General features: G+C 66.7%; 26 protein-coding genes. 15 read left to right on the top strand and 11 right to left on the bottom strand.

Annotated elements, in window-relative coordinates; genetic code table 11:
• Positions 1-18: 18 nt before the first annotated feature.
• The 4 genes from DWF00_RS23655 to DWF00_RS23640 are packed head-to-tail and all read right to left on the bottom strand — an operon-like array spanning position 19 to position 4,001.
• The gene (locus DWF00_RS23655; protein ID WP_114831040.1) at positions 19-1,011 is read right to left on the bottom strand and encodes an ABC transporter ATP-binding protein; all 993 of its coding nucleotides are present in this window, start codon (positions 1,009-1,011) and stop codon (positions 19-21) included.
• Complete coding sequence (locus DWF00_RS23650) at positions 1,011-2,093, bottom strand: ABC transporter ATP-binding protein (protein ID WP_245974246.1); 1,083 nt, start codon at positions 2,091-2,093, stop codon at positions 1,011-1,013. Before DWF00_RS23650 ends, DWF00_RS23655 begins: the two co-directional genes overlap by 1 nt.
• 11 nt (positions 2,094-2,104) lie before the next feature.
• Positions 2,105-3,052 carry an ABC transporter permease gene (locus DWF00_RS23645; RefSeq protein ID WP_114831041.1) on the bottom strand — a complete coding sequence of 316 codons (948 nt, stop codon included), beginning with the start codon at positions 3,050-3,052 and terminating at the stop codon, positions 2,105-2,107.
• A 16-nt stretch (positions 3,053-3,068) separates the two neighbouring features.
• Positions 3,069-4,001 carry an ABC transporter permease gene (locus DWF00_RS23640; protein WP_114831042.1) on the bottom strand — a complete coding sequence of 311 codons (933 nt, stop codon included), beginning with the start codon at positions 3,999-4,001 and terminating at the stop codon, positions 3,069-3,071.
• A 195-nt stretch (positions 4,002-4,196) separates the two neighbouring features.
• Here DWF00_RS23640 and DWF00_RS23635 point away from each other — a divergent pair, with 195 nt between their 5' ends.
• Complete coding sequence (locus DWF00_RS23635) at positions 4,197-4,907, top strand: cysteine hydrolase family protein (protein ID WP_181832786.1); 711 nt, start codon at positions 4,197-4,199, stop codon at positions 4,905-4,907.
• A gap of 373 nt (positions 4,908-5,280) precedes the next feature.
• Here DWF00_RS23635 and DWF00_RS23630 read toward each other — a convergent pair whose 3' ends face one another.
• A complete protein-coding gene (locus DWF00_RS23630; protein ID WP_114831044.1) occupies positions 5,281-6,705 on the bottom strand; it encodes an amidase in 1,425 nt (474 codons plus the stop codon).
• A 4-nt stretch (positions 6,706-6,709) separates the two neighbouring features.
• Positions 6,710-6,898 (bottom strand): hypothetical protein, encoded by a 189-nt coding sequence (locus tag DWF00_RS23625; protein WP_114831045.1) that lies wholly within the window; start codon positions 6,896-6,898, stop codon positions 6,710-6,712.
• A 223-nt stretch (positions 6,899-7,121) separates the two neighbouring features.
• Between DWF00_RS23625 and DWF00_RS23620 the strand changes: the two genes are divergently transcribed.
• From DWF00_RS23620 to DWF00_RS23610, 3 genes are all read left to right on the top strand, one after another.
• Positions 7,122-8,726, top strand: coding sequence for an ABC transporter substrate-binding protein (locus DWF00_RS23620; RefSeq protein ID WP_181832787.1), 1,605 nt, complete (start codon positions 7,122-7,124; stop codon positions 8,724-8,726).
• Positions 8,727-8,954: 228 nt separating this feature from the next.
• The gene (locus tag DWF00_RS23615; RefSeq protein ID WP_114831047.1) at positions 8,955-9,161 is read left to right on the top strand and encodes a hypothetical protein; all 207 of its coding nucleotides are present in this window, start codon (positions 8,955-8,957) and stop codon (positions 9,159-9,161) included.
• Entirely contained in the window at positions 9,158-10,594 is a 1,437-nt protein-coding gene (locus DWF00_RS23610) for an amidase (protein ID WP_114831048.1), read from the top strand. The genes DWF00_RS23615 and DWF00_RS23610 overlap by 4 nt, the downstream gene beginning before the upstream one ends.
• An 89-nt stretch (positions 10,595-10,683) precedes the next feature.
• Here DWF00_RS23610 and DWF00_RS23605 read toward each other — a convergent pair whose 3' ends face one another.
• The 3 genes from DWF00_RS23605 to DWF00_RS23595 form a co-directional block, all read right to left on the bottom strand.
• Complete coding sequence (locus tag DWF00_RS23605; protein WP_181832788.1) at positions 10,684-11,388, bottom strand: GntR family transcriptional regulator; 705 nt, start codon at positions 11,386-11,388, stop codon at positions 10,684-10,686.
• 157 nt (positions 11,389-11,545) lie between these two features.
• Positions 11,546-12,499, bottom strand: coding sequence for a DMT family transporter (locus DWF00_RS23600; protein WP_114831050.1), 954 nt, complete (start codon positions 12,497-12,499; stop codon positions 11,546-11,548).
• Positions 12,500-12,525: 26 nt separating this feature from the next.
• Positions 12,526-13,233 carry an isochorismatase family protein gene (locus DWF00_RS23595; RefSeq protein WP_181832789.1) on the bottom strand — a complete coding sequence of 236 codons (708 nt, stop codon included), beginning with the start codon at positions 13,231-13,233 and terminating at the stop codon, positions 12,526-12,528.
• A gap of 453 nt (positions 13,234-13,686) precedes the next feature.
• On the opposite strand from DWF00_RS23595, the gene DWF00_RS23590 reads away from it, so the two are divergent.
• From DWF00_RS23590 to DWF00_RS23570, 5 genes are all read left to right on the top strand, one after another.
• The gene (locus tag DWF00_RS23590; protein WP_114831052.1) at positions 13,687-13,899 is read left to right on the top strand and encodes a hypothetical protein; all 213 of its coding nucleotides are present in this window, start codon (positions 13,687-13,689) and stop codon (positions 13,897-13,899) included.
• Between the two features lies 1 nt (position 13,900).
• Complete coding sequence (locus tag DWF00_RS23585) at positions 13,901-15,316, top strand: amidase (protein ID WP_114831053.1); 1,416 nt, start codon at positions 13,901-13,903, stop codon at positions 15,314-15,316.
• A 159-nt stretch (positions 15,317-15,475) separates the two neighbouring features.
• The gene (locus tag DWF00_RS23580; RefSeq protein ID WP_114831054.1) at positions 15,476-16,420 is read left to right on the top strand and encodes an acetamidase/formamidase family protein; all 945 of its coding nucleotides are present in this window, start codon (positions 15,476-15,478) and stop codon (positions 16,418-16,420) included.
• A gap of 164 nt (positions 16,421-16,584) precedes the next feature.
• On the top strand, positions 16,585-17,361 hold the full coding sequence (locus DWF00_RS23575) for an SDR family NAD(P)-dependent oxidoreductase (protein WP_114831055.1): 777 nt from the start codon (positions 16,585-16,587) through the stop codon (positions 17,359-17,361).
• Between the two features lie 38 nt (positions 17,362-17,399).
• The gene (locus tag DWF00_RS23570; protein ID WP_114831056.1) at positions 17,400-18,911 is read left to right on the top strand and encodes an MFS transporter; all 1,512 of its coding nucleotides are present in this window, start codon (positions 17,400-17,402) and stop codon (positions 18,909-18,911) included.
• Positions 18,912-19,006: 95 nt separating this feature from the next.
• On the opposite strand, the gene DWF00_RS23565 is transcribed toward DWF00_RS23570, so the two are convergent.
• On the bottom strand, positions 19,007-19,909 hold the full coding sequence (locus tag DWF00_RS23565) for a methylated-DNA--[protein]-cysteine S-methyltransferase (protein ID WP_245974256.1): 903 nt from the start codon (positions 19,907-19,909) through the stop codon (positions 19,007-19,009).
• 201 nt (positions 19,910-20,110) lie between these two features.
• Between DWF00_RS23565 and DWF00_RS23560 the strand changes: the two genes are divergently transcribed.
• The 3 genes from DWF00_RS23560 (at position 20,111) to DWF00_RS23550 (ending at position 21,690) form a co-directional block, all read left to right on the top strand.
• The gene (locus tag DWF00_RS23560; RefSeq protein WP_114831058.1) at positions 20,111-20,713 is read left to right on the top strand and encodes a class I SAM-dependent methyltransferase; all 603 of its coding nucleotides are present in this window, start codon (positions 20,111-20,113) and stop codon (positions 20,711-20,713) included.
• Positions 20,714-20,779: 66 nt separating this feature from the next.
• The gene (locus DWF00_RS23555) at positions 20,780-21,211 is read left to right on the top strand and encodes an antitoxin Xre-like helix-turn-helix domain-containing protein (RefSeq protein WP_114831059.1); all 432 of its coding nucleotides are present in this window, start codon (positions 20,780-20,782) and stop codon (positions 21,209-21,211) included.
• A complete protein-coding gene (locus DWF00_RS23550; RefSeq protein ID WP_114831060.1) occupies positions 21,208-21,690 on the top strand; it encodes an RES family NAD+ phosphorylase in 483 nt (160 codons plus the stop codon). The genes DWF00_RS23555 and DWF00_RS23550 overlap by 4 nt, the downstream gene beginning before the upstream one ends.
• A 35-nt stretch (positions 21,691-21,725) precedes the next feature.
• On the opposite strand, the gene DWF00_RS23545 is transcribed toward DWF00_RS23550, so the two are convergent.
• Complete coding sequence (locus tag DWF00_RS23545) at positions 21,726-22,265, bottom strand: DUF2244 domain-containing protein (protein ID WP_114831061.1); 540 nt, start codon at positions 22,263-22,265, stop codon at positions 21,726-21,728.
• A 41-nt stretch (positions 22,266-22,306) separates the two neighbouring features.
• Between DWF00_RS23545 and nth the strand changes: the two genes are divergently transcribed.
• The 3 genes from nth to DWF00_RS23530 all read left to right on the top strand — a co-directional run bounded on the left by nth (position 22,307) and on the right by DWF00_RS23530 (position 25,436).
• Positions 22,307-22,987, top strand: a complete 681-nt coding sequence (gene nth, locus DWF00_RS23540) for an endonuclease III (protein WP_245974244.1) — start codon at positions 22,307-22,309, stop codon at positions 22,985-22,987.
• Between the two features lie 105 nt (positions 22,988-23,092).
• Complete coding sequence (gene xylF / locus DWF00_RS23535) at positions 23,093-24,142, top strand: D-xylose ABC transporter substrate-binding protein (RefSeq protein WP_114831063.1); 1,050 nt, start codon at positions 23,093-23,095, stop codon at positions 24,140-24,142.
• Complete coding sequence (locus DWF00_RS23530) at positions 24,135-25,436, top strand: sugar ABC transporter permease (protein ID WP_425453174.1); 1,302 nt, start codon at positions 24,135-24,137, stop codon at positions 25,434-25,436. Before xylF ends, DWF00_RS23530 begins: the two co-directional genes overlap by 8 nt.
• Positions 25,437-25,560 lie beyond the last annotated feature (124 nt).

Below are 25,560 nucleotides of genomic sequence, written 5' to 3'. Positions count from 1 at the left end.
GACGGACGGGCGAAAGGGCTATTCGGCTGCGAGCAGCGGCTGGGCGCGGATGCAGCGCACGAGGCGGCCGGGGCCGAGCGTGACGGAGGGCGCGTCGACGCGGTGGCAGCTCTCGGCCGCCTGATTGCAACGGGGCGCGAAGGAGCAACCGGGCGGCAGCGCCGCGAGGTTCGGCGGCTGGCCGCGGATCATGTCGAGCGGCTGTCCCTTCATGCCGCCATGCACGGTCGAGGAGAGCAGGCCCTCGGTATAGGGATGGGAGCGCTCGCTCAGCACCTCGTAGACCGTGCCGGTCTCGACCAGGCGGCCGGCATACATCACCGCGACCTGATCGGAGATCTCGGCGGCGACGCCGACATCATGGGTGACGAAGACCACCGCCATGCCCATCTCCTTCTGGATCTGGCGCAGCAGCAGCAGGATCTGGATCTGCACGGTGACGTCGAGCGCCGTGGTCGGCTCGTCGGCGAGCAGCACGCTCGGCCGGCAGGCGAGCGCCATCGCGATCATGGCGCGCTGGCGCATGCCGCCCGACATCTCGTGCGGGTAGTTCTTGAGCCGCCGCGCTGCGGAGGGGATCGAGACCATCTCCAGCAGTTCGAGCGCGCGCTTCATCGCGGCGCGATGGCTGAGGCCCTCATGCGTCCTGATGATCTCGGCGATCTGGTCGCCGATGGTGAAGACGGGATCGAGCGCCGTCATCGGCTCCTGGAAGATCATCGAGACGACCGGGCCGCGGATCTTGCGCAGCTCGTCCTTGGACATGCCGACGACGTCCTTGCCGGCGACCAGCGCCGTGCCGGAGACATGGGCGTAATCCGGCACCAGGCCCATCAGCGCCTTGAGCGTGACGCTCTTGCCCGAGCCGGATTCGCCCAAAATGGTCAGGACCTCGCCCGGCATCAGCGAGAAGGTGACGCCGTTGACCGCGGCGACGGATTGCTCGCGCCGCCTGAACTCGACCTTGAGGTCGCGGACGTCGACGATGGGTGTCTGCGCAGCCTGAGCCATCACGACAGCCCTCCCGAGATGGCGCGGCTATGGCCGGAGCCGGCCACGAACATGTGGCAGGAGACCTCGTGCTGTGGCGGCGAATCCGGCGTCGCCGCGAGCTCGGGCACCTTGGCGGCGCAGACGCTCTCGGCGAAGGCGCAGCGGGTGCGGAAGCGGCAGCCGGAGGGCGGGTTGAGCGGGCTCGGCGGATCGCCGGTCAGCGGCATCTCGGTGGTGCGATGCGCCGGGTCGAAGCTCGGCTTCGAGCGCAGCAGCGCCTTGGTGTAGGGGTGGCGCGGGTTGCGGTAGATCTCGTCGACCGGCCCGGTCTCGACGACCTTGCCGAGATACATCACCAGCACGCGGTCGGAGATGAACTCGACCACGTTGAGGTCGTGGCTGATGAACATGTAGGTGAGGTCGCGCTTCTGCTTGAGCTCGACCAGCAGGTTCAACACCTGCGCCTCGACCGACTTGTCCAGCGCCGAGACGGACTCGTCGAGGATCAGCAGCTTCGGCTCGAGCGCGAGCGCACGCGCGATGTTGACGCGCTGGCGCTGGCCGCCGGAGAGTTCGTGCGGATAGCGCCTGGCGAACTGCGCCGGGTTGAGCCCGACGTCGCGCAGCAGCCGCTCGGTCCGCTCGTCGGCCTCGGCGCGCGGCGTGCCGTGCATCTTGGGGGCGTAGGAGATCGAATCCGAGATCGAGAGCCGCGGGTTGAGCGAGGCAAAACTCTCCTGGAAGACCATCTGGACCTTGCGGCGCAAGGCCGAGACCGAGATGCCGCGGAAGGCACCGACGGGATCGCCGTCATAGACCAGCGTGCCGGCATCCGGCTTGATCAGCTGCATGACGAGGCGGGCGGTGGTCGACTTGCCGCAGCCGGACTCGCCGACGATGCCGAGCACCTCGCCCTTCTGGACCTCGAAGGTGACGTCGTCGACCGCCTTGACCATCGCGGTGACGCGGTTGAGCACGCCGCCGCGGACGGGAAAGTATTTTCGCAGCTTGTCGACGATCAGGAGGGGCTGGGCCTTGCCGCCGCGGATCTCCTCGGGGACCGGCGGCATGTAGACTTTGTAAGGCGCGGGCGTGGACATGGCTCTCTCCCTCATTTGTTGAGTTTGATGTCCATGGCGCCGCGGAAGCCGTCGCTCATGAGGTTGAAGCACATCGAGGTGATGAAGATCATGAAGCCGGGCAGCGCCGCGACGAGCGGCTGCACGTAGATCGCCTGGCGCAGCGAGGTCAGCATCAGCCCCCATTCCGCCTGGGGCGGCTTGGCGCCTAGGCCGAGGAAGCTGAGGCCGGCCGAGAGCACGATCGAGATCGAGATCAGGCTCGTCGCGTAGACGATGATCGTGCCCATGACGTTGTTGAGGATGTGGTGGCGGATGATCTGCGAGGTCGTGGTGCCGCTGGCGCGGGCCGCGTCGACGAAGTCGAGCGTGCGCACCTGCGTCGTGACGCTCTCGGAGATGCGCACCATCGGCGGGATGAAGACGATGGAGAGCGCCAGGATCGCGTTCGTCATGCCGCTGCCGAGCATGCCGCAAATGGCGATGGCGAGCAGGATCGACGGGAAGGCGTAGAACACGTCCATCGTGCGCATGATCAGCGTGTTGACGATGCCGCCGGCATAACCGGCAATAACGCCGAGCAGGCCGCCGACCCCGAGCGCCACGGCGACCGGCAGGATGCCCGTCAGCAGCGAGAGGCGCGCGCCATAGGCGAGGCGGCTCCACATGTCGCGCCCGGTCTCATCGGTACCGAGCCAGTGGCCGGGCGTGCCGATCGGCTTCAGGCGGCGCATGATGCCGCCGGCATAAGGATCGTAAACGGTGACATAGGGCGCGAAGATCGCCATCAGGACGATCAGGGCCAGGATGACGGTGACGGTCATCGTCACCTTGTCGCGCTTGAGCCGGCCCCAGACGGAGCGCCAGTAGCCCTGGCTCGCCTCGACAACAGGTTTTCGAATGTCTGCGTTACCGATTGGGACTTGGGCCGCCTGGGTCTGGGACCCCTGCGCCTGGGCGAATGCGGGCACGTTCGTCATGAGAGCGCAGGCTCCGTCAGCGGCGAATGCGGGGGTCGATCATCGCCTGGGCGATGTCGACGGCGAGGTTGAGCAGTACGAAGAAGAAGGCGAGCACGAGGATCGTGCCCTGCAGCACCGGGATGTCGCGGCGGAAGATCGCGAGGTTGAGCAGGTTGCCGGAGCCCGGCCAGTTGAACACGGTCTCGACCAGGATCGAGCCGCCGAGCAGGTAGCCGAATTGCAGGCCCATGATCGCCAGCACCGGCGGCGCCGCGTTCTTGGCGACGTGATAGAGGATGCGGCGCTTGCCCAGGCCCTTGGCCTCGAGCGCGCCGACGAAGTCCTGGCTGCGGATGTCGAGCACGGTGGCCCGCACCAGCCGGGCGACGACGCCCATCGGGATCAGCGAGAGCGTGATCACCGGCAGGATCAGGAAGGGGATCTGCTCGGCGAGCGAGCCCTCACCCATGCCCTGCGCCGGCAGCACGTTCAGCGTAACCGAGAAGATGACGACCATGATGATGGCGAACCAGTAATGCGGCAGGCTGACGCCGGCGATGGCGAGCGCCGAGAACAGCTTGTCGAGCCAATGGCCGGAGTTGAAGGCGGCGAGCATGCCGAGCAGGATGCCCAGCGAGAAGCCGAGCACGGCGGCAGGCAGCGCCAGATAAAGCGTGTTCTTGAGGGCGACCGCGACCTCGGCGTTGACCGGCTGGCCGGAGAAGATCGAGTTGCCGAAATTGCCGCTCAGCGCCCGCAGCAGCCAGTTGAAATATTGAATGTAGAGCGGCTTGTCGAAGCCGAACTCGGCCTTCATCTGCGCGATCATGTCGGGCGAGGCTTCGGGCGGGAGCAGGAGATCGATCGGGTTGCCGGGCACGATCTGGAGCAGCCCGAAGACGACGAGCGAGACCCCGAGCAGGATCGGCAAGGCCTGGAACAAGCGGCGCGTGGCGAAGAGGAACATGCGAGCGTCATCCATTCGACAAGAGAGCCGTTTGGATACTTGCAAAGCCTATGCCAGCATAAACACCGCGAAAAATCGCGGTCGACCGCCGCGCGTTTAGCCTAAATGCATACAATATGAGCTTACGCCAATTTTTGGATGGCGATTGGCGTATCGCTTGCTTGCCCTTTTCCTGCCCAGCAACAGGAGAGAGCGATGCACAAGATCGAGATTCCCGCCTACGCCACGCAGCGCGCGATGGAGCGGCGCGGCCGCATCCATCTGTTCGACCGCATCGATCCGGCCAAGACGGCCCATATCGTCGTCGACCTGCAGAACGGCTTCATGGCGCCTGGCCAGCCGGCGGAGATCGCGACCGCACGCGAGATCGTGCCCAATGTGAATGCGATCAGCACCGCCTGCCGGCAGGCCGGAGCGCTCAACGTCTTCATCCAGAACACGATCGACGCGGAGACGCATAGCTCCTGGGCGAATTGGTTCGCCTATTTCTCCAACCCCGAGCGGCGCAAGCGCATGGACGCCGCCTTCGCCGAGGGCAGCTTCGGCCATCAGGTCTGGCCCGGGCTGGAGGTCACCGAGGACGACCTCAAGGTGCTGAAATACCGCTTCGGCGCCTTCGTCGACGGCTCGTCCGGGCTGCACAAGGAATTGCAGGCGCGCGGGGTCGACACGCTGATCATCACGGGAACGGCGACCAATGTCTGCTGCGAGTCGACGGCGCGCGACGCGATGATGATGAACTACAAGGTGATCTTCGTCTCCGACGGCACCGCGACCTTCACCGATGCCGAGCATAACGCCACGCTGGCTAACATGATGACGATCTTTGCCGATGTGATGAGCACGGAGGAGGTGGTGGGGTTGCTCGAGGGCTCCGCGAAGCCTGCACTCGTGGCAGCGGAGTGAGGCGCGGGAGCCCCTCTCCCGGATGGGAGAGGGGTGGGGATGGGGGACCGCCGCTATTCCAGTTACCACATCGTCATGCTCGGCCTTGTGCCGAGCATCCACGACTTGCAACGGCAACGCTGCCGCGACGTAGCAAAGACGTGGATGGCGGGGACAAGCCCGACCATGACGGGTGGGGGGCGTTCAAAGCGTCTGATGGCGGGCCCTCATCCGCCCCTGCCGGGGCACCTTCTCCCATCCGGGAGAAGGGAAGAGGCGCGACAGCCCAGTCGCTCCGTCGCCCCAAGAATCAAAAAGGCCGCGGGAGTCTCCTCCCGCGGCCTTGCTTTTGGCCGGGCCCGAGGGGAGCCCGGCCCGGGACATCCATTCGACTTCAGGCGGCGACGGCCTTGGCCTGCCAGTCGAGCGCGATCGCCGGACGGCGCGAGCGCCAGGCGGTGGCGACCTCATAGGCATCGCCGACCGCCAGAACCGTCGCGTCCTGGAAGGGCTTGCCGACGATCTGGATCGAGAGCGGCATGCCGCCGGCATTGTAGCCGACGCAGACGGCATGGGCCGGCAAGCCAGTGACGTTGAACGGGCAGGTGATGCTGGGGCGGTCGTACATCATCCATTTCGGCACGGCGTCGATCTTCTGCGCCGGGAAGGGCGAGGCCGCCGTGATCAGCACGTCGACATCCGCCATCGCCGCGGCGACATCGAGCGAGAGCTCGCGGCGGCGCTTCTGGGCGTTGACGTAGTCGGAGCCCCGGATCAGCGCGCCGAGCATGATGCGGTCGCGGCAGATCTCGCCATAGAGCTCCGGCGTCGTGGTCAGGTAGGGCTCATGGATGGAATAGGCCTCGGCCGACATGATCACCGTGTTGACCGCGGCGAATTCGGCAAGCGGCGCCAGCGTGACGTCCTTGACCGTGCAGCCCAGCTCCTTGAAGGCGACCAGCGACGCTTCGATCGCGGCCTTCACGTCGTCGGTCGCGACATTGTCGGTCTCGTAGAAATGCCGGACGATTCCGATGCGCAGCCCCTTCAGCGACTTGCCCATCAGCGCGGAAAAGTCGGGAATCGGGACGTTGGCCGAGGCCGGATCGTCGGGGTCATGGCCGGCCAGGACCTGCATCATCAGCGCGCAATCCTTTGAGGTCCAGGCCATCGGGCCGGCATGGTCGAGCGATTGCGAGAGCGGCAGCACGCCCTTGCGGCTGAGCAGGCCATAGGTCGGCTTGATGCCGGCAATGCCGCAGAGCGCGGCCGGGCCGCGGATCGAGCCGCCGGTATCGGAGCCCATCGCGCCGAGCACCATGCCCGAGGCGATCGCGGCACCGGAGCCGGAGGAGGAGCCGCCGGTCTGGCACTCGGTGTTCCAGGGGTTGCGCGCCGGCGGGTGGAACAGGTCGAAGGACGGGCCGCCAATGGCGAATTCCCAGGTGCCGAGCTTGCCGGTGAAGACGGCGCCGCCCTCGCGCAGCTTGGTCACGGTGGTCGCGTCCTCGGTCGGGACACGGTCGAGCATCAGGCGGGAATGGCCGGTCGTGCGCAGGCCGGCGGTGTCGTAGATGTCCTTCAGGCCGACCGGGATGCCGTGCAGCGGGCCGCGCGTATTGCCGGCCATGATCTCGGCCTCGGCCTGCTTGGCGGCTTCCAGCGCCGCCTCGGGCGTGAAGGTGACATAGGTCAGAAGCGTCGAATCGAGCGCTTCCGTCTTGGCGATGCAGGCCTCGGCGAGATCGACCGGCGAGAGCTTCTTCTCGGCGATCAGGGTGGAGGCCTCGGCAATGGTGAGCAATGTGAGATCGGTCATGGCGTCAGACCTTCGGTGAGAACACGGCGGCGGGCTCGGCACTGACCGGGCGGGGCTTGCGCAGCCGCGCGGCCATGGCCTCGAGCTTGGGGAAGACGCCGCCGAGCTCGGCATATTGCGTCGGCGTCAGCTTCAACCCGGCCCTCGCAACGAGGGTGCGGAAGGCCTCCTGGGAAACGGCTTCGTCACTCATGTCATGACTCCTTCGAAGCGTCGGACGCTCCCTGCGCCCGAAACCCACTATGCAAGCATCGCGCCAAATTGTATCCATTTCAGATATAGACGCCCGTTAATACGCAGCCATACCGGGCTCAAATTACGACAACTGCATAAATTGTATCCATTGGCACGCTCCTTGTAGGGAATGCATGCGGCTGGTCCGCTTGGCCCAGTGCTAACCGACGGGGACAATGACGATGCGCAGATCAACGGCAATTGCCGCCGCATTCATCGCGGCGTTGGCACTCGGAACGACCAGCGCCCAGGCGCAGGGCACGCTCAGGATCGGCATGACCTCGGTCGACGTGCCGACCACGGGCGGCATCCCGAATAATGGCGGCGAGGGTTACCGCTTCCTCGGCTTCCCCGCCTATGACGCGCTGGTGAACTGGGAGCTGAAGGAGAAGCAGGACGACATCGCCAATGTCCGGCCCGGCCTCGCCGAGAGCTGGTCCTCGGACCCGAAGGACCGCACCAAATGGGTGTTCAAACTGCGCTCGGGCGTAAAATTCCATGACGGCTCGGCCTTCACCGCCGACGCGGTGATGTTCAACATGCGCCGCGTCTTCGACGAGAAGGCGCCGGAATACGACGCTCCCGCCGCGCCGATCGTGAAGTCGCAGCTCTCGATGGTCGACCGCTGGGAGAAGATCGACGACATGACCATCGCGATCTACACCAAGACGCCCTTCGCCTATTTCCCCTACATGATCACGCGGCTGCTGATGGTCAGCCCGACGCAATACGAGAAGGTCGGCAAGAACTGGGTCGAGTTCGGCAAGGCGCCGAGCGGCACCGGGCCGTTCAAGATCACCAAGGTGACGCCGCGGGTCAGCGCCGAACTGGCCAAGAACGCCGATTACTGGGACAAGGACCGCATCCCCAAGCTCGACAGGATGATCCTCTACCCGATGCCGGAGCCGACGACGCGGCTCGCGGCGCTGCGTTCAGGCCAGGTCGACTGGATCGAGGTGCCGCCGCCGGACGCGATCCAGAGCCTGAAGCAGGCCGGGTTCGAGATCAACCTCAAGCCCTATCCGCATACCTGGCCCTATGTCTTCAACACGGTGAGCCCGAAATCGCCCTTCACTGACAAGCGCGTGCGCCAGGCGATGAACTACGCGGTCGACCGGCAGGCGCTGGTCCAGCTCTTGAACGGCACGGCCAAGCCGGCGGCCGGGCTCTACCCGCCGGAGAGCACCTATTTCGGCAAGCCGGAAAACCGCTACAGCTACGATCCCGAGAAGGCCAAGGCGCTGCTGAAGGAAGCCGGCTATGGACCCGGCAAGCCGGTCAAGGCCAAGATCATGGTCTCGACCGCCGGCTCCGGCCAGATGCTACCGCTGCCGATGAACGAGCTGATCCAGCAGATGCTGAAGCCGATCGGCATCGAGCTCGATTTCGAGGTGGTGGAATGGGGCACGATGCTGGTCGCGGTACGCAGCGCGCCGGATTCAGCCCCCTCGATGGGCGTCGACGCGATCAATATCAGCCTCGGCTTCGCCGATCCCTCGACCATGTACCGCTACTACCACTCGGATTCGAAATCGCCGACCAACTGGAACTGGGCGCATTTCAGCAATCCGAAGGCCGACGCGCTGCTGATGGCGGCACAGACCGAGTTCGACGAGGAGAAGCAGCTCGACCTGCTCGCCAAGGCGCATGCGATCATCGTCGACGAGGCGCCCTGGCTCTTCATCGTCCACGACCTCAACCCGCGGGCGCTGTCGAAGAAGGTCGTGGGCTTCAGCCCGGCGCAGAGCTGGTCGCAGGATTTCACGACGATCTCGATGGCGAAGTAATTGCAACGCGACAGCTGAAAATCGGGCGCGGGGAACCCTCTCCTGTAAGGAGAGGGCAGGGTGAGGTGTAGGCCCGAAGACCAGCGAAGCTGAGCGAAGGCCTCAGGTCACAGCAACAGTGTCAAAGGGCCGACACCTCACCCCTGCCCTCTCCTTACAGGAGAGGGGTTCGCCGCGCCTCACCTGCCAGCTGGAGCTCACGTGGCTTTCGATTGAACGGAGGACCCCATGTCGATGGATATCAAGGCACTGGTGAGGGAGCAGGCCGAGGCCTGGTCCGGCGTGATACCGCCCAACGCGGTGAGCGAGGAATTGGCCGCCGGCTTCTCCAGCCTGATGGCGGGCTTGAGCGCGCTGCGCGGCCAACTCGCGTTCGAGGACGAGCCCTCGAGCTTCGAGGCGGCGCTGCAGGCGACGAAGGAGCCGAACCCATGAACATCGCAGTCAAGCATGCGAGCGCGCTGACCGCGCTCAGCCTCACCGAGGCAGCCGAAGCCGTCGCCAAGGGCGAGACGACGGCCGTCGAGCTGGCCAAGGCCGCGCTCGACGCGATCGTGGCCGGCGACGAGCGGGTCAACGCCTTCATCTGGCTCGACGCCGAGACGGCGTTGGAGACGGCGGCGGCGCTCGACAAGGTGCCGATGGCCGAGCGCGGCAAGCTGCATGGCGTGCCGCTGGCGCACAAGGACATGTACTACAAGGCCGGCAAGCTCTCGACCTGCGGCTCAAAAATCCGTGCCGAGTTCCGGCCGGGCTATACCGCGACGGTGATCGAGCGGTTGGAGGCTCAGGGCTCGTTCGCGCTCGGCGGGCTCAACATGGCCGAGTTCGCGCAAAACGCCACCGGCCATAACCAGCATTACGGCCATTGCCATAATCCCTGGGGCCTCGACTATTGCCCGGGCGGCTCCTCCTCCGGCTCGGGCGCGGCGGTCGCGGCGCGCTTCGTCTATGCGGCGCTCGGCTCCGATACCGGCGGCTCGATCCGCCTGCCGGCCTCGCTCTGCGGCGTCACCGGCATCAAGGGCACGCAGACCCGCGTCTCGCGCCATGGCGTGATGCCGCTCTCCTTCTCCGCCGACAATGTCGGCCCGCTGGCGCGGACGGCGAAGGATTGCGCGCGGATCATGGCGGTGATCGCCGGGCACGATCCGAAGGACCCGACCTCGGCCAAGGAGCCTGTGCCGGACTACGAGGCGTCGCTCGACGGCGACCTCAAGGGCCTCAAGGTCGGCGTGCCCAAGAACTACTTCCTCGACGATGTCGACCCGGAGGTGATGGCCGCCTTCGAGGCGATGCTGGAGGTGCTGAAGGGGCGCGGCGCCACGCTGGTTCCGGTCACGATCCCGCATATCGAGGCGGTCGCGACCTATGGCGGCGTCGTCTCGCGCGTCGAGGGCGCAACGATCCATGCCGAATGGATGCGCCAGCGGCCGCAGGACTACGCGGTCCATCTCAACTCGCGGCTCTATGCCAGCATGGGCATCCCGGCCGTGGTCTATGCCGAGGCGCTGGCGCGGCGCGGGCCGATCCTGAAGGAGATCGCGGCGGTGGTGTTCAGCCAAGTCGACGTCTTCGTGGCGCCGACGATCCGCTGCAAGGCGCCGACGCTGCTTTCGACCGACGTCGATGCCGGCACGCCGGGCGCGCTCGACGCCTTCAACAGGCTCTCGCTGAACACGCGGCCGATCAACTACATGGGCCTGCCCTCGGTGAGCGCGCCGTGCGGATTGGATTCAAACGGCATGCCGATCGGCTTCCAGGTCCAGGCCCGGCCCTTCGGCGAGGGCAAGGCGCTGAAAGTGGCCGATGCCTTCCAGCGGGACACCAGCTACCACCGCGAACGGCCGCCCGGGTTTGCAGTTTAGGCTACCACTCATCGGTAACGGATAGAGCGCGGGATCCCCTCTCCCACACGGGAGAGGGGATCCCGCGCTTGATGCGCCGACGGTCGTGCTTACGCCGCGTTGCGCGGGCGCTCGCCGCGTTCCGGCCGCTTGGTCTCGTGCTTGCGCCAATGCGTCACGATGCGCCGGCCGGCACGGTAGGAATGCTCGTAGGCCAGCGATTGCGCCCGGTTGCCCTGGCCGTTGACCAGCGCATCGAAGATCTCGGTATGGTCCTGCTGCGATTGCAGCAGATCCTCGCCGTCGAACCAGCGGAAGCGGAGCTGGGCGATCAGCGGGATGTCGCGCGCCTTGCGGATCAGGCCGCCGAGATAGTCGTTATTGGCGGCTTCGGCGATCGTGGCATGGAAGCGCTGGTTGAGTTCCATCCAGCGCTCCCGCACCTCGTCCGACCAGCTCGCAGTCGCGACGAGGTCATCGCCATCGGCAACGATCTTGTGGATGATGCCGCGATGGGCGTCCGAGAGGCCCTGCTCGGCCGCGAGCCGGGCGGCGAGGCCGTCCATGGTGGCGCGGACCTCGTAAATGCCGGCAATGTCCTTGGAGGTGTAGGTGCGCACGACATAGCCGCTGTTCGGCGTGTAATCGAGCAGGCCCTCGGCGCCCAGCGTCGAGAGCGCATTGCGGATCGGCGTGCGCGAGACGCCAAGCGCCGCGGCAAGGTCCGCCTCGTTCATGCGCATGCCGCCGGTATACTCGCCCGTCAGCACGCCTTCGCGCAGCCGTGACAGGATCTGCAAACCCCGTGTCGCCATACCTGCTCTCCCTCCTCGTCGCGCCGCGGGTTCGGTCCCTGAAACGGGATTCCGTCCAGCGGTCTGCGCGTGGAGGCGATGCATGGTGCGCATGACGGAAAAAGTCAATTGCATCCAGACCACAGAAATGGGGATTTATGGATACTAAGTCGGCGCTTTATTGTCGCGCCTTTGCGGTTGCAGGCTTCAACTCAGTGCGCGCGCTGCGCGCTGCATGAAGCAGCACGCCCGTCGCAGCGATGACGACGGCCGAGCCAGCCAGAACCTGCAGCGTCGGCACGTCGCCGAACCAGAGATAGCCGATGATGATGGCCCAGAGCATGTTGGTGTAGTTGATCGGCGCGATCGCGGCGGCGCTGGCATGATAGAGCGCCTGCATCGTCAGCCACTGGCAGAGACCCGAGGCGATGCCCATGGCGACGAGCCCGGCAAGGCCGAGCGCTGACGGCGCGGCCCAGGAGAAGGCGAGCGTCGGCGCCAGCGCGAGCGAGGACAGGCCCATATACCAGGTGGTGACCACCAGTGGGTCCTCACGCGAAGCGAGGCTGCGCTGGAGCAGCATCGAGGTGGCGCTGCACAGCGTGCCAAAGACCGCGGCGACCGCGCCGATGTTGAAGCCGGCACCGCTGGGCTGGACCATCAGCTGCACGCCGGCAAGTCCGCCGAAGACCGCGACCCAGCCGGCCGGCGGAATGCGCTCCTTCAGCAGCAGCGCCGATGCCACCGTGACCAGGATCGGCTGGGTGAAGCCGATCGCCATGACGTCGGCGAGCGGCATGAGATGGAAGGCGGTGAAGCTGAAGAAGATGCCGCCGGTCATCGAGGTCGCCAGCAGGACATGGCGCAGCGGATGGCGCGTGCGGAGTTCGCGCAGGCGCCCGCTCCAGAGCACGATCAGCAGCAGCGGCAGCACGCCGCCGGCATTGCGGAAGAAGACGATCTGGTTGATCGGGAAATGTTGCGCCTGCGCCTTGACCACGCCGTTCAGAATGGAGAACAGCGCCATCCCGACAAGCATGATGAGCGCGCCGCGCAGCGGATCGCGCCGGGGGCCTGCGGTGATGCTGGCCGCGCCGGCCGAAAGCTGGTCGCCGGCCGGCTCGGTACGCATCGTCGTCGACCCTTTTGCTGCGTCGGCTACTCGGCCGCCTGCTTCAGCACCTGATTGCGCTCCAGGCAGCCGATCAGGAAGTCGGTGTCCATCACGTCGCCGAAGATCAGGTACATCGCGATCAGCGAGGCATTGTGCTCTTCGTCGGTCGCGGTGGCGTTGCCGTCGCTGACCATGATCGTCTTGAAGTTCAGCATCATGGCGTCGCGCGCGGTCGATTCGCAGCAGACATTGGTCATGGTGCCGGTGATCAGCACGGTGTCGTAGCCGCCGGCGCGCAGGCGCGCCTCGAGGTCGGACGAACCCTGGATCAGGGCGCTGTAGCGCGTCTTCTGGACGGTCTCGTCGCCGGGCTGGACGTCAAGATCGGCCCAGAGCTGGTGGCCGAGCGTGCCCTCCGACATCGCTTCGACCCGCTTCTGCTGCTGCGCCGGCGAGGACATCGCGTGCATATGCGACCAAGAGGTCAGGCATTCCGCGTCATGGGTGTTCTTGATCCAGAAGACCTTGCCGCCGGTACGGCGCACGGCATCGGCCAGCTTGTTGACGTTGGGCACGATGTCGATGGCCTCCTCGCAGAGCGCATGGGCGACGCCCTTCATCATGAAGCCGTTCTGCAGGTCGACCACGATCAGCGCGGTGCGCTCGGGATCGAGATTGGCATGGGGGTGGGCACTGCCGCGCCGCGCCACGACGCGATCGACGACGGATTGCGGAATCTCGACCTTGTGCATGCGATCCTCCCGGCATGGCTGGAAAACGCCGGGGCAATGCAGCCTTCGTGCCATGGGCCTTGAATTGTACGCAATTCCGTAAGCCGGCCGAGAAAACGAGCAAATTGAGCCTTGGCACGATATTTCTGGGAAAATCCACTTGAAATTGATGGCGCCCGCGATCTCTTGGGGCCGAGTCGACTCGCTCCGCATCAAGGTGATCACGGCTTTGACGTCCCGCTGAGCCCACTGCAAAAAAGTTACACAATCGCTGGCCGACCCTGCTTCAATCGTATGCAAAGTCATTATCTCATTGAAATATCTGGACTATGATCATCACGACACGCGCTACGCGGCGATTGTTGCCTCAATCCCCAAACGGCATTGCACAGAATTTCACAGTGCGCATTGATTGTGCGACGGGCTTCATTGGATACAATTCAGCCGTTCCGACCTATTCGAGGAGTAGAGGCCATGGCGACAATGCCTGACGACACCGCGCTGATGCAGGAATTCGAGGTCTTCGCCGCACGCGCCGGCCTCGACATCCCCGGCGAGCGCAAGGCGACCCTGTTCCTGGGCTTCAAGGACCTGCGCAAGATGCTCGCCTTGCTGCGCCAGCCGCGCACCGCCGCGGCCGAGCCGGCCGGCACCTATTCGATCGCCACCATCACCCGGAGCGTCTGACATGACCGGCAAGCCGCTGCACGACTATTCCATCTCCGAAGCCGGCAAGCTGCTGCGCGAGGGCAAGGTCACCTCGATGGAGCTGACCACGCATGCGCTCGACCGCATCGCGGCGCTCGACGGCGCGATCAACAGCTTCATCCTGGTGACGACCGAGCGGGCGCTGAGCGACGCCGAGACGGCCGATGCCGACTTCGCCAAGGGCATCGACAAGGGCCCGATGCAGGGCATCCCCTACGGGCTCAAGGACATCTACGACACTGCCGGCATTCCCTCGACCTGCCATTCCAAGCTGCGCGTCGACGTGGTGCCGGAGGAGGATTGCGTCGTCGAGCAAGCCTTCAAGGCGCAGGGCGGCGTGATGCTAGGCAAGCTCGCGACCCACGAATTCGCCCTGGGCGGGCCGAGCTTCGACCTGCCCTTCCCGCCGGCGCGCAATCCCTGGAACCCCGAGCATATCCCGGGCGGTTCGTCCTCGGGTTCGGGTGCCGCCGTGGCGGCGGGCTTCATGCGCATGGCGATGGGCTCCGACACCGGCGGCTCGATCCGCGGCCCGGCCGCCTATTGCGGCACGGTCGGCCTGAAGCCGACCTATGGCCTGCTCTCGCGCCGCGGCATCTTCCCGCTCTCCTATACGCTCGACCATGCCGGGCCATTGGCCTGGACGGTCGAGGACTGCGCCATCGCGATGGATACGATCACCTCCTACGACCCGCTCGACCCCGGCAGCGCCGACGTGCCGAAGCCGGATTATCTGGGCGGGCTCGGCAAGGGCGTCGAGGGGATGAAGATCGGCATCCCGCGGCATTGGTACGAGCAGGCCGAGGGCGTCTCGGCGGAGACGGTCGGCGCGATCGACGACGCGGTGCAGGTGCTGGCCAAGCTCGGCGCCGAGGTCGAGACGATCGAGCTGCCGGAATACGACCTGTTCAACGCCTGCGGGCGGGTGATCATGTTCTCGGAGGCCTTCGCCATCCACGAGCAGGACTACCAGACGCAGCCGCTCGACTTCGGCTTCCTGACCTATATGCGCATGACGCTCGGCGCCTTCGTCACCGCCGCCGACCTGACCCAGGCGATGCGGCTGCGGCGCGAGCTGGCGCAGGCGGTCAACGCCAAGCTCAAGACCTATGACGCGATCATCACCGCGTCCTCGCTCGCGCCGGCGCCGCGCTTCGCCGACATGCCGGTCGGCATGCCCGTGAACTGGCCGATCCACACGATGCCATTCAACGTCACCGGCAATCCGGCCATGTCGATCCCGACCGGCTTCTCGGCCTCCGGGCTGCCGCTTTCGATGCAGATCGCCGGCAGGGCCTTCGACGAGCCGACCATCCTGCGCATCGGCGCGGCCTTCGAGGCGGCGGCGCAGATCCAGACCAGGCGGCCCGCGCTCGAAATGGCGCAGGCGGCCTGAGGAGAACGCGATTGCATACGCGGATCGCAGGCGCGATCCGCCTTCACCTCCCTGCCGGGCGCGCTCGCGCTCGGCTAGTTTTTCTCATCCCTTCTCCCGACGCGGCTCGCCGGCATGGCAAGCGTCGCGCCCCCTCCTCCTGAGCCCAGCGGATCGACCATGGCCCATCACTATCTGAAGTCGAGCCCCGAGACCTGCCACTGGGGCTATTTCGACGCGAAGCTGAAGCCCGCGCTGGTGATCAAGAGCGGCGACGAGGTCACGGTGGAGACGCTGAGCGGCGCGCCCGAGGCGATCCCGACCGACCCGCGCTTCGAGATTCCGCCGGAGCTGCACGAGGTCCATGCCAAATGCGAGCGCACCATCCCCGGCCATATCCTGACCGGGCCGATCGCGATCGAGGGCGCGGTGCCGGGCGATGTGCTGGAGGTCAAGATCCTCGACATCGCGCTGCGCCAGAACTGGGGCTATAACCTCATCCGCCCGCTCTCCGGCGCTCTGCCGACCGATTTCGACGAGATGCGGCTGCTGCACATCCCGCTCGACCGTGAAAAGATGGTCGGCACCATGCCCTGGGGCGTCGACCTGCCGCTGAAGCCCTTCTTCGGCGTGATGGGCGTGGCGCCGATACCCGGCTGGGGCCGCATCACCTCGATCGTGCCGCGCAGCATGGGCGGCAATCTCGACAACAAGGAGCTGGTGCCCGGCGCCTCGCTGTTCCTGCCGGTGTTCACCGAGGGCGCGCTGTTCTCCTGCGGCGACGGCCACGGCGTGCAGGGCGATGGCGAGGTCTGCGTCACCGCGATCGAGACCGCTCTCAAAGGGCGCTTTGCCTTCTCGCTGCACAAGGGGCTCGGCCTGACCTATCCGCGGGCGGAGACGCCGACGCACTACATCACCATGGGCATGGACCCCTCGCTCGACCAATGCGCGGTGATGGCTCTGCGCGACATGATCGTGCTGCTCGGCGAGAAGCGCGGCCTGTCGCGCGAGGACGCCTACACGCTGTGTTCGCTGGCGGCCGACCTGCGGGTGACGCAGGCGGTGAACGTCTCGAAGGGCATCCATTGCATGATCGCCAAGTCGGCGGTCCATGGCGCCTGAGATGCTGTTTCACGGAACCACAACGCCGTCATCCCGGACGCAGCGAAGCGGAGCTCCGGGATCCATCATAGGGCTCCGGCGCTTTACGATGGATCCCGGAGCGGCGCCGCTTCGCGGCTTGTCCGGGATGACGGCGAGGGTGGGTTCAAGGCGGAGGGTTTGACTTGGAACTCGGACTGAAGGGCAAGGTCGCGATCGTGACCGGCGGCAGCCGCGGCATCGGCCTCGCCTGCGCCAAGGCGCTGGCGGCTGAGGGCTGCGAGCTGCTGCTGGCCGCGCGCGGCGAGGAGGGCTTGCAGCGCGCCGCCGCCGATCTGGTCGCGGTGGGCGCCAAGGTCGCGACGCTCGCCATTGACGTCACCGAACCGAGCGCGGGCGCAGCCATCGTCGAGGCCGCGCTAAAGGCGTTCGGTCGGCTCGACGTCGTCATCGCCAATGCCGGCGGCGTGGTCGGGGCGCGGAGCTTCGCCGAGGCCGACGACGCCGCCTGGCTCGGCACGTTCCAGCTCAATGTCGGCCATTCCGTCGCGCTCTTGCGCGCCGCCGTGCCGTATCTGGAGAAGAGCGAACAGGGCTCGGCCGTGTTCATCGCCTCGATCTCCGGCCGCAACCCGATGACCGCCGGTGCGCCCTACGCTGCGGCAAAAGCGGGACTCATCCATGCAGCGCGCAGTCTTGCCTGGGAGCTCGGACCGAAGCATATCCGGGTCAACGCGCTCTCCCCCGGCTCGATCCTGTTCGAAGGCGGCGGCTGGGCCAGGCGCAAGGCCGAGATGCCGGATGTGATGGCAGCTTTCGAAACCGCGGAATTTCCCTGGGGCCGGCTCGGTTCGCCGGAGGAGATCGCCAACGTGGCTGTTTTCCTCGCATCGCCGCGCTCGACCTGGATCAACGCCGCGGATATCCCGGTCGATGGTGGCCAGCGCAAGCCCTCGCTTTAGGACACGATTTAAAGCCGGCAGGTGAAAGAAGAAGAACAATGAGCGTCGGTTCGATCGATCTCGCTGAGCGCGAAGAGGCAAGGGCCCCGGCCGGCATCACTTTCCGGGCGCTGTTCTCCTCGATCGCGCTGCCGATGTTCCTGGCCATCGTCGACCAAACGATCGTCGCAGCCGCCCTGCCCTCGATGGCGGCGACGCTCGGCGATGTCGAGAACGTCTCCTGGGTCGTGGTCGGCTATCTCGTGGCGGCGACGATCGCGGCGCCGATCTACGGCCGGCTCGGCGACGCCTTCGGGCGGCGGCGGATGATGTTCATCGCGCTCGCCGTCTTCGCTACCGCCTCGGTGCTCTGCGCCCTCGCCAACAGCATGCTGATGCTGGTCCTCTGCCGCATGCTGCAGGGGCTCGGCGGCGGCGGGCTGATGACGACCTCGCAGGCCTTCATCGGCGAGATCGTGCCCCCACGCGAGCGGCCGCGCTACCAAGGCTACATGGCGACGATCGTGGTGTCGTCGAACATGTTCGGCCCGGTCGCCGGCGGCCTCCTGACCCACGCCTTCGGCTGGCGCTCCGTCTTCCTGATCAACCTGCCGCTGGCCCTGCTTGCCACGCTGCTGGTGCGGCGCCTGCCGTCGCGCAAGATCACGCGCGAGACCAAGTTCCGCTTCGACTTCGCCGGGCTTGCGCTGTTCGTGACGCTGGTCGTCTCGCTGCTGCTGGCGCTGTCGCAGCTGCAGCATATGGGCTTTGCGGTGCCGCTCTGGCTGGTCGGCCTTGGCGGCACGGCCTGGTTTGCGCTGCTGGCGCTGCTGATCCGGCATGAGAGCCGCACGGAGCAGCCGCTGATCCCGGTCAAGCTGCTGCGCCATCCCGCGATCTGGCGGGCGAACACGCTGGCGATCTTCCACGGCGCGGCCCTGGTCTCGCTGGTGACCTACCTGCCGATCTATTTCGTCGTGGCGCGGGGCACGACCCCGGCCGAGACGGGGCTTTTGCTGCTGCCGCTGACCGCCTGCGTCGGCCTCGGCTCGATGCTGACCGGCAAGCTGGTCTCGGCGACCGGGCGCGTCGCCATCTTCCCGACCATCGGCCTGATCCTGACGACGTCGTCGCTGATCGCCCTGACGATCACGGCGCGCTGGCTCAGCCTGGTCGAGCTCAGCCTGCTGCTCGGGCTGATCACGCTGTTCATGGGAACGGTGATGGCGATCGTGCAGCTCACCGTGCAATCCTCGGTGCAGCCTGACTCGATCGGCGCCGCCGCGGCCTCGGTCCAGCTCTTCCGGACGATGGGCTCGGCGCTCGGCACCGCGATCGTCGGCGCGGTGCTCTTCGCCGTGCTGGCGGCGACCGACGTCAAGACCGCCGAGCACTTCACCCGGATCGTCGAGCACGGCCCGGCCGCGTTCGAGACGCTGCTCGAGTTCGAGCGCGTCGTGCTGCGCAATGCCATCGCCAACGCCTTCCAGGTCGCCTTCGGCACGATCGCGGCCTTCACCGCGATCGGCATCCTGCTCGCCGCGAGCAATCCGCTGCGGCGGCTTCAATAGCGTCATTGCGAGGAGCGCAGCGACGAAGCAACCCAGGGGGATTGCGCTCTACGTCCCCCTGGGTTGCTTCGCTGTGATCGCAATGACGGAGTGGTTCAAGCCGCCTCGCCCGCGGTCTGGCCGGCTTCCCAGCCCAGAATGGCGCGCTTGCGCGTCAGGCCCCAATGGTAGCCGGTCAAGGCGCCGGACTTGCCGATGACGCGATGGCAGGGGACCACGAAGGAGATCGGGTTCTTGCCCACGGCGGCGCCGACCGCGCGCGCCGCCGTCGGCTTGCCGATATGGCTGGCGACCTCGCCATAGGTGGTGGCGCAGCCGACCGGGATTCGGAGCAGCGTCTCCCAGACCCGCACCTCGAAATCGGTGCCGATCAGCACGACCCGCAGCGGCGTCTCCGAGGCCCAGGCGTTGGGATCGAAGATGCGGCCGGCGTAAGCGCGGGTCGAGGCCGGGTCGAAGCGGTAATCGGCATGCGGCCAGCGCCGCATCATGTCGGCCAGCGCCTCGGCCCGGCCGCCGACGACCTTGCCGCCGTCGACGCTGGTCGAGACCCAGCCCAAGCCGGCGAGGCCGCGGTCGGTGACCACGATCAGCGCCTCGCCGAAGGGCGATTCATGGAAGCCGTAGGAGAGCCTCAAGCCCTCGCCGCCGGTCTTCCACTCGCCCGGCGACATCGCCTCATGCGTGACGAAGAGATCGTGCAGCCGGCCGGGGCCGGAGAGGCCGACCTCGTAGCTGGTGTCCAAAATGCTGGCCGAGGAGGCGAGCAGGCCCTTGGCATTGTCGAGCGTGATCGCCTGCAGGAAGGCCTTTGGGGTCAGGCCGCACCAGCGCCGGAACAGGTGGTGCACGTCGGTCGGCGTCGCGCCGGCGGCATCGGCGATGGCCTCGATCGTCGGCTGCTCCCGCCAGTTATGGGTGATGTAGGCCAGGATGCGCCTGACAGTGTCGTAGTCGGAGCCGGGCGCCGCGACCGGGAAATCCGCCTCGGCCGGCATGGATTGCGCGGCGCGCGCCAGCACGGCGTTGGAGAAGCGGGTCGGGGTCATGGCCGTTTTCATGGACGCTTGAGCCATCATGGTGGTGAACCTCGTGTCATCAGTCATGACACGAATCTAGAAGTCGCAAGGTGCCGTCACCACCCGAAAGCTGGCAAGGTCGCGGCTAGCGATTCCCGGTGAGGATCTTTGAGGCAGACAATGTCGGACCATGCCGGGCGTATCGTCGGGATCTACCAGCGGCATGCGCTGGCCTTCGACGGCGCGCGCGGGAAATCGCTGTTCGAGCGGCCCTGGCTTGAGCGCTTCAAATCACTCCTGCCGACTGATTCCGCGATCCTCGACATCGGCTGCGGCTCGGGCGAGCCGATCGCGCGCCACTTCATCGAGGCGGGCCGTGCGGTCACCGGCATCGATGCCTCGCCACCGCTGATCGGCCTGTGCACGCAGCGCTTTCCGGAGCAGGACTGGCTCGTCGCCGACATGCGCAGCCTGGCGCTTGGCCGCCGCTTCGGCGGGCTGCTCGCCTGGGACAGCTTCTTCCACCTGACGCCGGAGGATCAGCGCGGCATGTTTGCCGTCTTCGCGGCGCATGCCGCGCCGGGCGCCGCTCTGATGTTCACCAGCGGCCCCTCACATGGCGAGGCGATCGGCTCGTTCGAAGGCGAGCCGCTCTACCATGGCAGCCTCGATCCGCAGGAATATCGCGAGCTGCTCGATCGGAGCGGCTTCGCGGTCGTATCGCATGTCGTGGAAGACCCAGGCTGCGGCGGGCGTACGATCTGGCTGGCGAGAACGCGCTGAGACTGGCCCTTGCGCCACGATCCATGTGAGACTATTTATCGCCTCACGTGGATTGGAGACTTATCGATGCTCACCTTTGCCGCCATCGCTGACGTGCTCGGCCTGCCGGTTAAAGGGCCTGCCGCAGCAACGCCCTTCGGGCTGATCTCGCGTATCGAGGATGGATTGCCGACCGGCGCCCTCGACCGGCTGGCCCGCCTGCTGGCTCCAGACGATGCCCAGTTCAAATACCGGTTCGTGCCCAAGGCGACCTATGAGCGGCGCAAGACTGCGCATCGGCTGTCGGCAGACGAGGGTATCCGGCTGGCGCGCGTCGCGCGGGCCTGGAGCCTCGCGCGGGATGTCTGGCAAACGGATGAGGACGCCCGCGATTTCTTGTTCCGACCGCATGCGATGCTGGAGGACAAGCGGCCGATCGATATCGTCATCCAGAACGAGATCGGCGCCGAGTTGGTGCTCGATATTCTCGGACGCCTGAAGTACGGCACAGCCGCGTGACGGCGCAGTTCCTCGACCGCACCCTGACGGGCTATCGGATCGGGGATCCGAACGGCACTTATCCGATCTTCGACGCCACCGGCTCGACCATCGCTCCGGGCCGGTGGAATACGCCCGGCAGCCCCTTGATCTACACGAGCGAGCACTACTCGACGGCGTTGCTCGAGAAGCTCGTGCATGGCAGCGGCCGGCTGCCTCCGAACCAGCACTTTGTCGAGATCGTCATCCCGCGGGGCGTCAGCTACGAGGTCTTCGTCCCACCGGCGCTGCCCGGCTGGGATTTGATGCCTGCCACGGTCAGCAAGGACCACGGTGAAATCTGGTGGCGAGAGAAGCGCAGCGCGATCCTGATCGTCCCGAGCGTCGTTGCGCGCCTTGACCGAAACATCCTGATCAACCCGGTGCATCCCGAATTCCGCCTCATCCAGGCCAGCCTGCACGAACCAGTGTTTTGGGATCGCCGACTGTTTGGAGCGTAAATCAACGCGATGCCCGTGACGACATAGCGCAAACGCTAGACCGCGCCGTAATCCGGGCCACGCCTCGCGCTCGCCAGCGCCGAGCCGAGTGCATCGGCGAAGCCCGCGCGCTCCTGCGGCGAGAGTTCGGAGGCGACCGGGACGCTGCGACCGCGCGAGACCAGGGTCAGCCGCAGCAGGCCGTAATCCTCGTCATGCTCGCGCTCGAGCTTGGTCCAGGCCGGGTTGGAGCGCCAGATCGCCTCCTTGCCGTGATGCGAGACCTTGCGCAGCAGCACTTCGAGCGGCGTCACGATGATGCGCTCGAAGGCGCGGGCCGAACGGAAATTCAGCTTGAAGGCGATGAAGAGCGCGAGAACGTCGAGCCCGAAGAAGCCGGCGACCGGCCAGGCGCCGAGCACGACGAAGGGTATCGACGAGACCACGCTGGCGAGGCAGACCAGCGTCATCACGATGCGGAAGCCGTTGGCGCCGAGCGAGCGGTGCGGCGTGATCGTCGCGTCGAAGACGGGTCGCTCCGCGTGCGCCGTGCGCTCCGCGTCAGCCTCGCCGGAATCGGGCTTGCCCAGGGACATGCGGCGATTATAACGCCGCTATGAGCGAGAGGAACAGGCCCATGGGCCGCAAGCCCGGGCCGGTGAAGATCACGACGCCGCGACCGCGCAGCGCGGCCGAGGTGCGCGAGATCTTCGAGCGCTTCCAGGCCGCCAATCCCGAGCCCAAGGGCGAGCTCGAACACACCAATTCGTTCACCTTGCTCGTCGCCGTCGTGCTCTCGGCGCAAGCGACCGATGCCGGCGTCAACAAGGCGACGCGCAAGCTCTTCGAACTCGCCGACACGCCTGAGAAGATGCTGCTGCTCGGCGAGGACAGGGTGCGCGAGCTGGTCAAGACGATCGGGCTCTATCGCACCAAGGCCAGGAACGTCGTCCTGCTCAGCGAGAAGCTGATCGCCAAGTTCGGCGGCGAGGTCCCGGCCAGCCGCGAGGCGCTGGAGAGCCTGCCCGGCGTCGGCCGCAAGACCGCGAACGTCGTGCTCAACATCGCCTTCGGCGAGATCACGCATGCGGTCGACACCCATGTCTTCCGCATCGCCAACCGGCTGCGCATCGCGCCGGGCAAGACCGTGCTCGCCGTGGAGCTGGGGCTGGAGAAGGCGGTTCCGCCGGAATTCGGCCGGCACGCGCATCACTGGCTGATCCTGCACGGGCGCTATACCTGCAAGGCGCTGAGGCCCGAATGCGGCCGCTGCCTGCAGAACGACCTTTGCGACTCCCCCGACAAAAGGGCGGCTTGACGCTACTTCCGCGATAGGCTCACCTCTCCCCGCATAGGCGCTCCGGACGCTGAGCAGGCGGTCCCCGAAGAGAGCGCAAGGCCAGAGGAAACGCGGGAGATTGCCATGATCAAACGTATGATTCTTGCTGCCGGCATCGCGCTGGCGGCCGCGGGCGCGTCGTCTGCGGCGCTTGCCCAGGCCAAGGGCCCGGTCGTCGGGGTGAGCTGGTCGAATTTCCAGGAAGAGCGCTGGAAGACCGACGAAGCCGCGATCAAGGCGGCGATCGAGAAGGTTGGCGGCACCTATCTCTCGGCGGACGCGCAGTCATCGCCGGCCAAGCAGCTCACCGACGTCGAGAGCCTGATCGCGCGCGGCGCCAAAGCGATCATCGTGCTGGCGCAGGATGCGCAGGCGATCCGTCCCGCCGTGCAGAAGGCGGTCAACGAGGGCATCGCGGTGGTCGGCTACGACCGGTTGATCGAGATCCCGCAGGCCTTCTACCTGACCTTCGACAATGTCGAGGTCGGCCGGATGATGGCGCGCGAGATCCAGAAGGCGAAGCCGGAGGGCAACTACGTCTTCATCAAGGGCTCCAGCGCCGATCCCAACGCCAACTTCCTCTACCAGGGCTCGGTCGAGGTGCTGAAGCCCGCGATCGACGGCGGCAAGATCAAGAATGTCGGCGAAGCCTTCACCGATGGCTGGCTGCCGGCCAATGCCCAGCGCAACATGGAGCAGATCCTGACGCGCAACGCGAACAAGGTCGATGCGGTGATCGCCGCCAATGACGGCACCGGCGGCGGCGCGATCGCGGCGCTGGCGGCGCAGGGTCTCGCCGGCTCGGTGCCGGTCTCCGGGCAGGACGCCGACCGGGCGGCGCTGAACCGCGTCGCGCTGGGCACGCAGACCGTGACGATCTGGAAGGACGCGCGCGAGCTCGGGCGCAACGCCGCGGAGATCGCGCTCAAGCTCGCCGGCGGCGCCAAGCTGACGGAGGTTCCCGGCGCGATGGCCTGGAACCAGGGCCCGAGCAAGCAGGCGATGACGGCGCTCTTCCTCAAGCCCGTGCCGGTGACGAAAGACAACCTCGGCGTCGTGATCGAGGCCGGCTGGGCGCCGAAGGCCGCGGTCTGCCAGGGCGTCGCGCCCGGCAAGGTCAAGGCCTGTGACTGAGGTCGCCCCCGCGCAGGCTCCGGGACAAAGCACCCGGAGCCTCGCCGACCGGCTGCGCGAGATCGAGTTCGATCCGCGCATGATCGGCATGGTGCTGGCGCTGGCGGTGATCTGGCTCAGCTTCGACTGGCTCTCCGGCGGCGCCTTCCTGACGCCGCGCAACCTCTGGAACCTCTCGGTCCAGACGGCTTCGGTCGCGGTGATGGCCTGCGGCATGGTGCTGGTCATCGTGACCCGCAACATCGACCTCTCGGTCGGCTCCATGCTCGGCTTCGTCGGCATGGTCGTGGGGCTGGTGCAGGCCCGGCTGCTGCCGGAGCTGATCGGCTTCGAGCATCCCGCGACCTGGCTGATCAGCGTCGCCGTTGCGGTCGCGCTCGGCGGCGCAGTCGGCCTGTTCCAGGGCGCGCTGATCGCCTATCTCGCCATCCCCTCCTTCATCGTCACGCTGGGCGGCCTGCTGATCTGGCGCGGCTGCGCTTGGTGGGTCACGCAGGGCCAGACCATCGCGCCGATGGATTCGCGCTTCAAGCCGCTCGGCGGCGGCATCGAGGGCGCGATCGGCACCAGCGCCTCCTGGGCGATCGGGCTGGTCATCTGCGCCCTGATCCTCATCGGCATCGCCTTCGCGCGGCGGCAGCGCCGGCGCTTCGGCTTCAGCCTGCGGCCGCTCTGGGCGGAATGCGCCATCGCCGTCATCAGTTGCGGCGCAGTGCTCGGCGCGGTGCTGATCGCCAACTCCTTTGCGCTTCCGGCCGCGATCGCGCGCCGGCTCGTCGAGGCGAAGGGGCAGGCCTGGCCGGAGGGCGGGCTCACCATCGGCCATGGCCTGGCTGTGCCTGTGCTGCTGGCGCTGACGGTCGGCGTCGCCATGAGCTTCCTGACCAAAAGGCTGCGCTTCGGGCGCTATGTCTTCGCCATCGGCGGCAACCCCGAGGCGGCGCAGCTCTCCGGCGTGAATACGCGCAAGGTGCTGATGCTGGTCTTCGGGCTGATGGGGGCGCTCGTCGGCATCTCCGCCTGCATCTCGACCGCGCGCCTGGACGCCGCGACCAACTCGGCGGGAACGCTCGACGAACTCTACGTGATCGCCGCCGCAGTGATCGGCGGCACCTCGCTTGCCGGCGGCATCGGCTCGGTGACCGGCGCCATGCTGGGCGCGCTGGTGATGCAGTCGCTGCAATCGGGCATGGTGCTGATCGGCCTGGACACGCCCTTGCAGAACATCGTCGTCGGCCTCGTCCTCGTCGTCGCCGTCTGGCTCGACGGGATTTATCGGCGGCGACTGGGGTGAGCGATGCGGAAACATCTCAACACAGCGAAGCCAAGCGCGGGGAACCCTCTCCCGGAGGGAGAGGGCAGGGTGAGGGGTAGGCCGCTTGGCCCGTTCCGCGAGCGCTCAACGCGCGCCTCGGTTC

This window comes from Allobosea caraganae (assembly GCF_003351345.1).
GTDB classification, from domain to species: Bacteria; Pseudomonadota; Alphaproteobacteria; order Rhizobiales; family Beijerinckiaceae; genus Allobosea; species Allobosea caraganae.
This window is presented reverse-complemented; position numbering and strand designations above follow the sequence as displayed.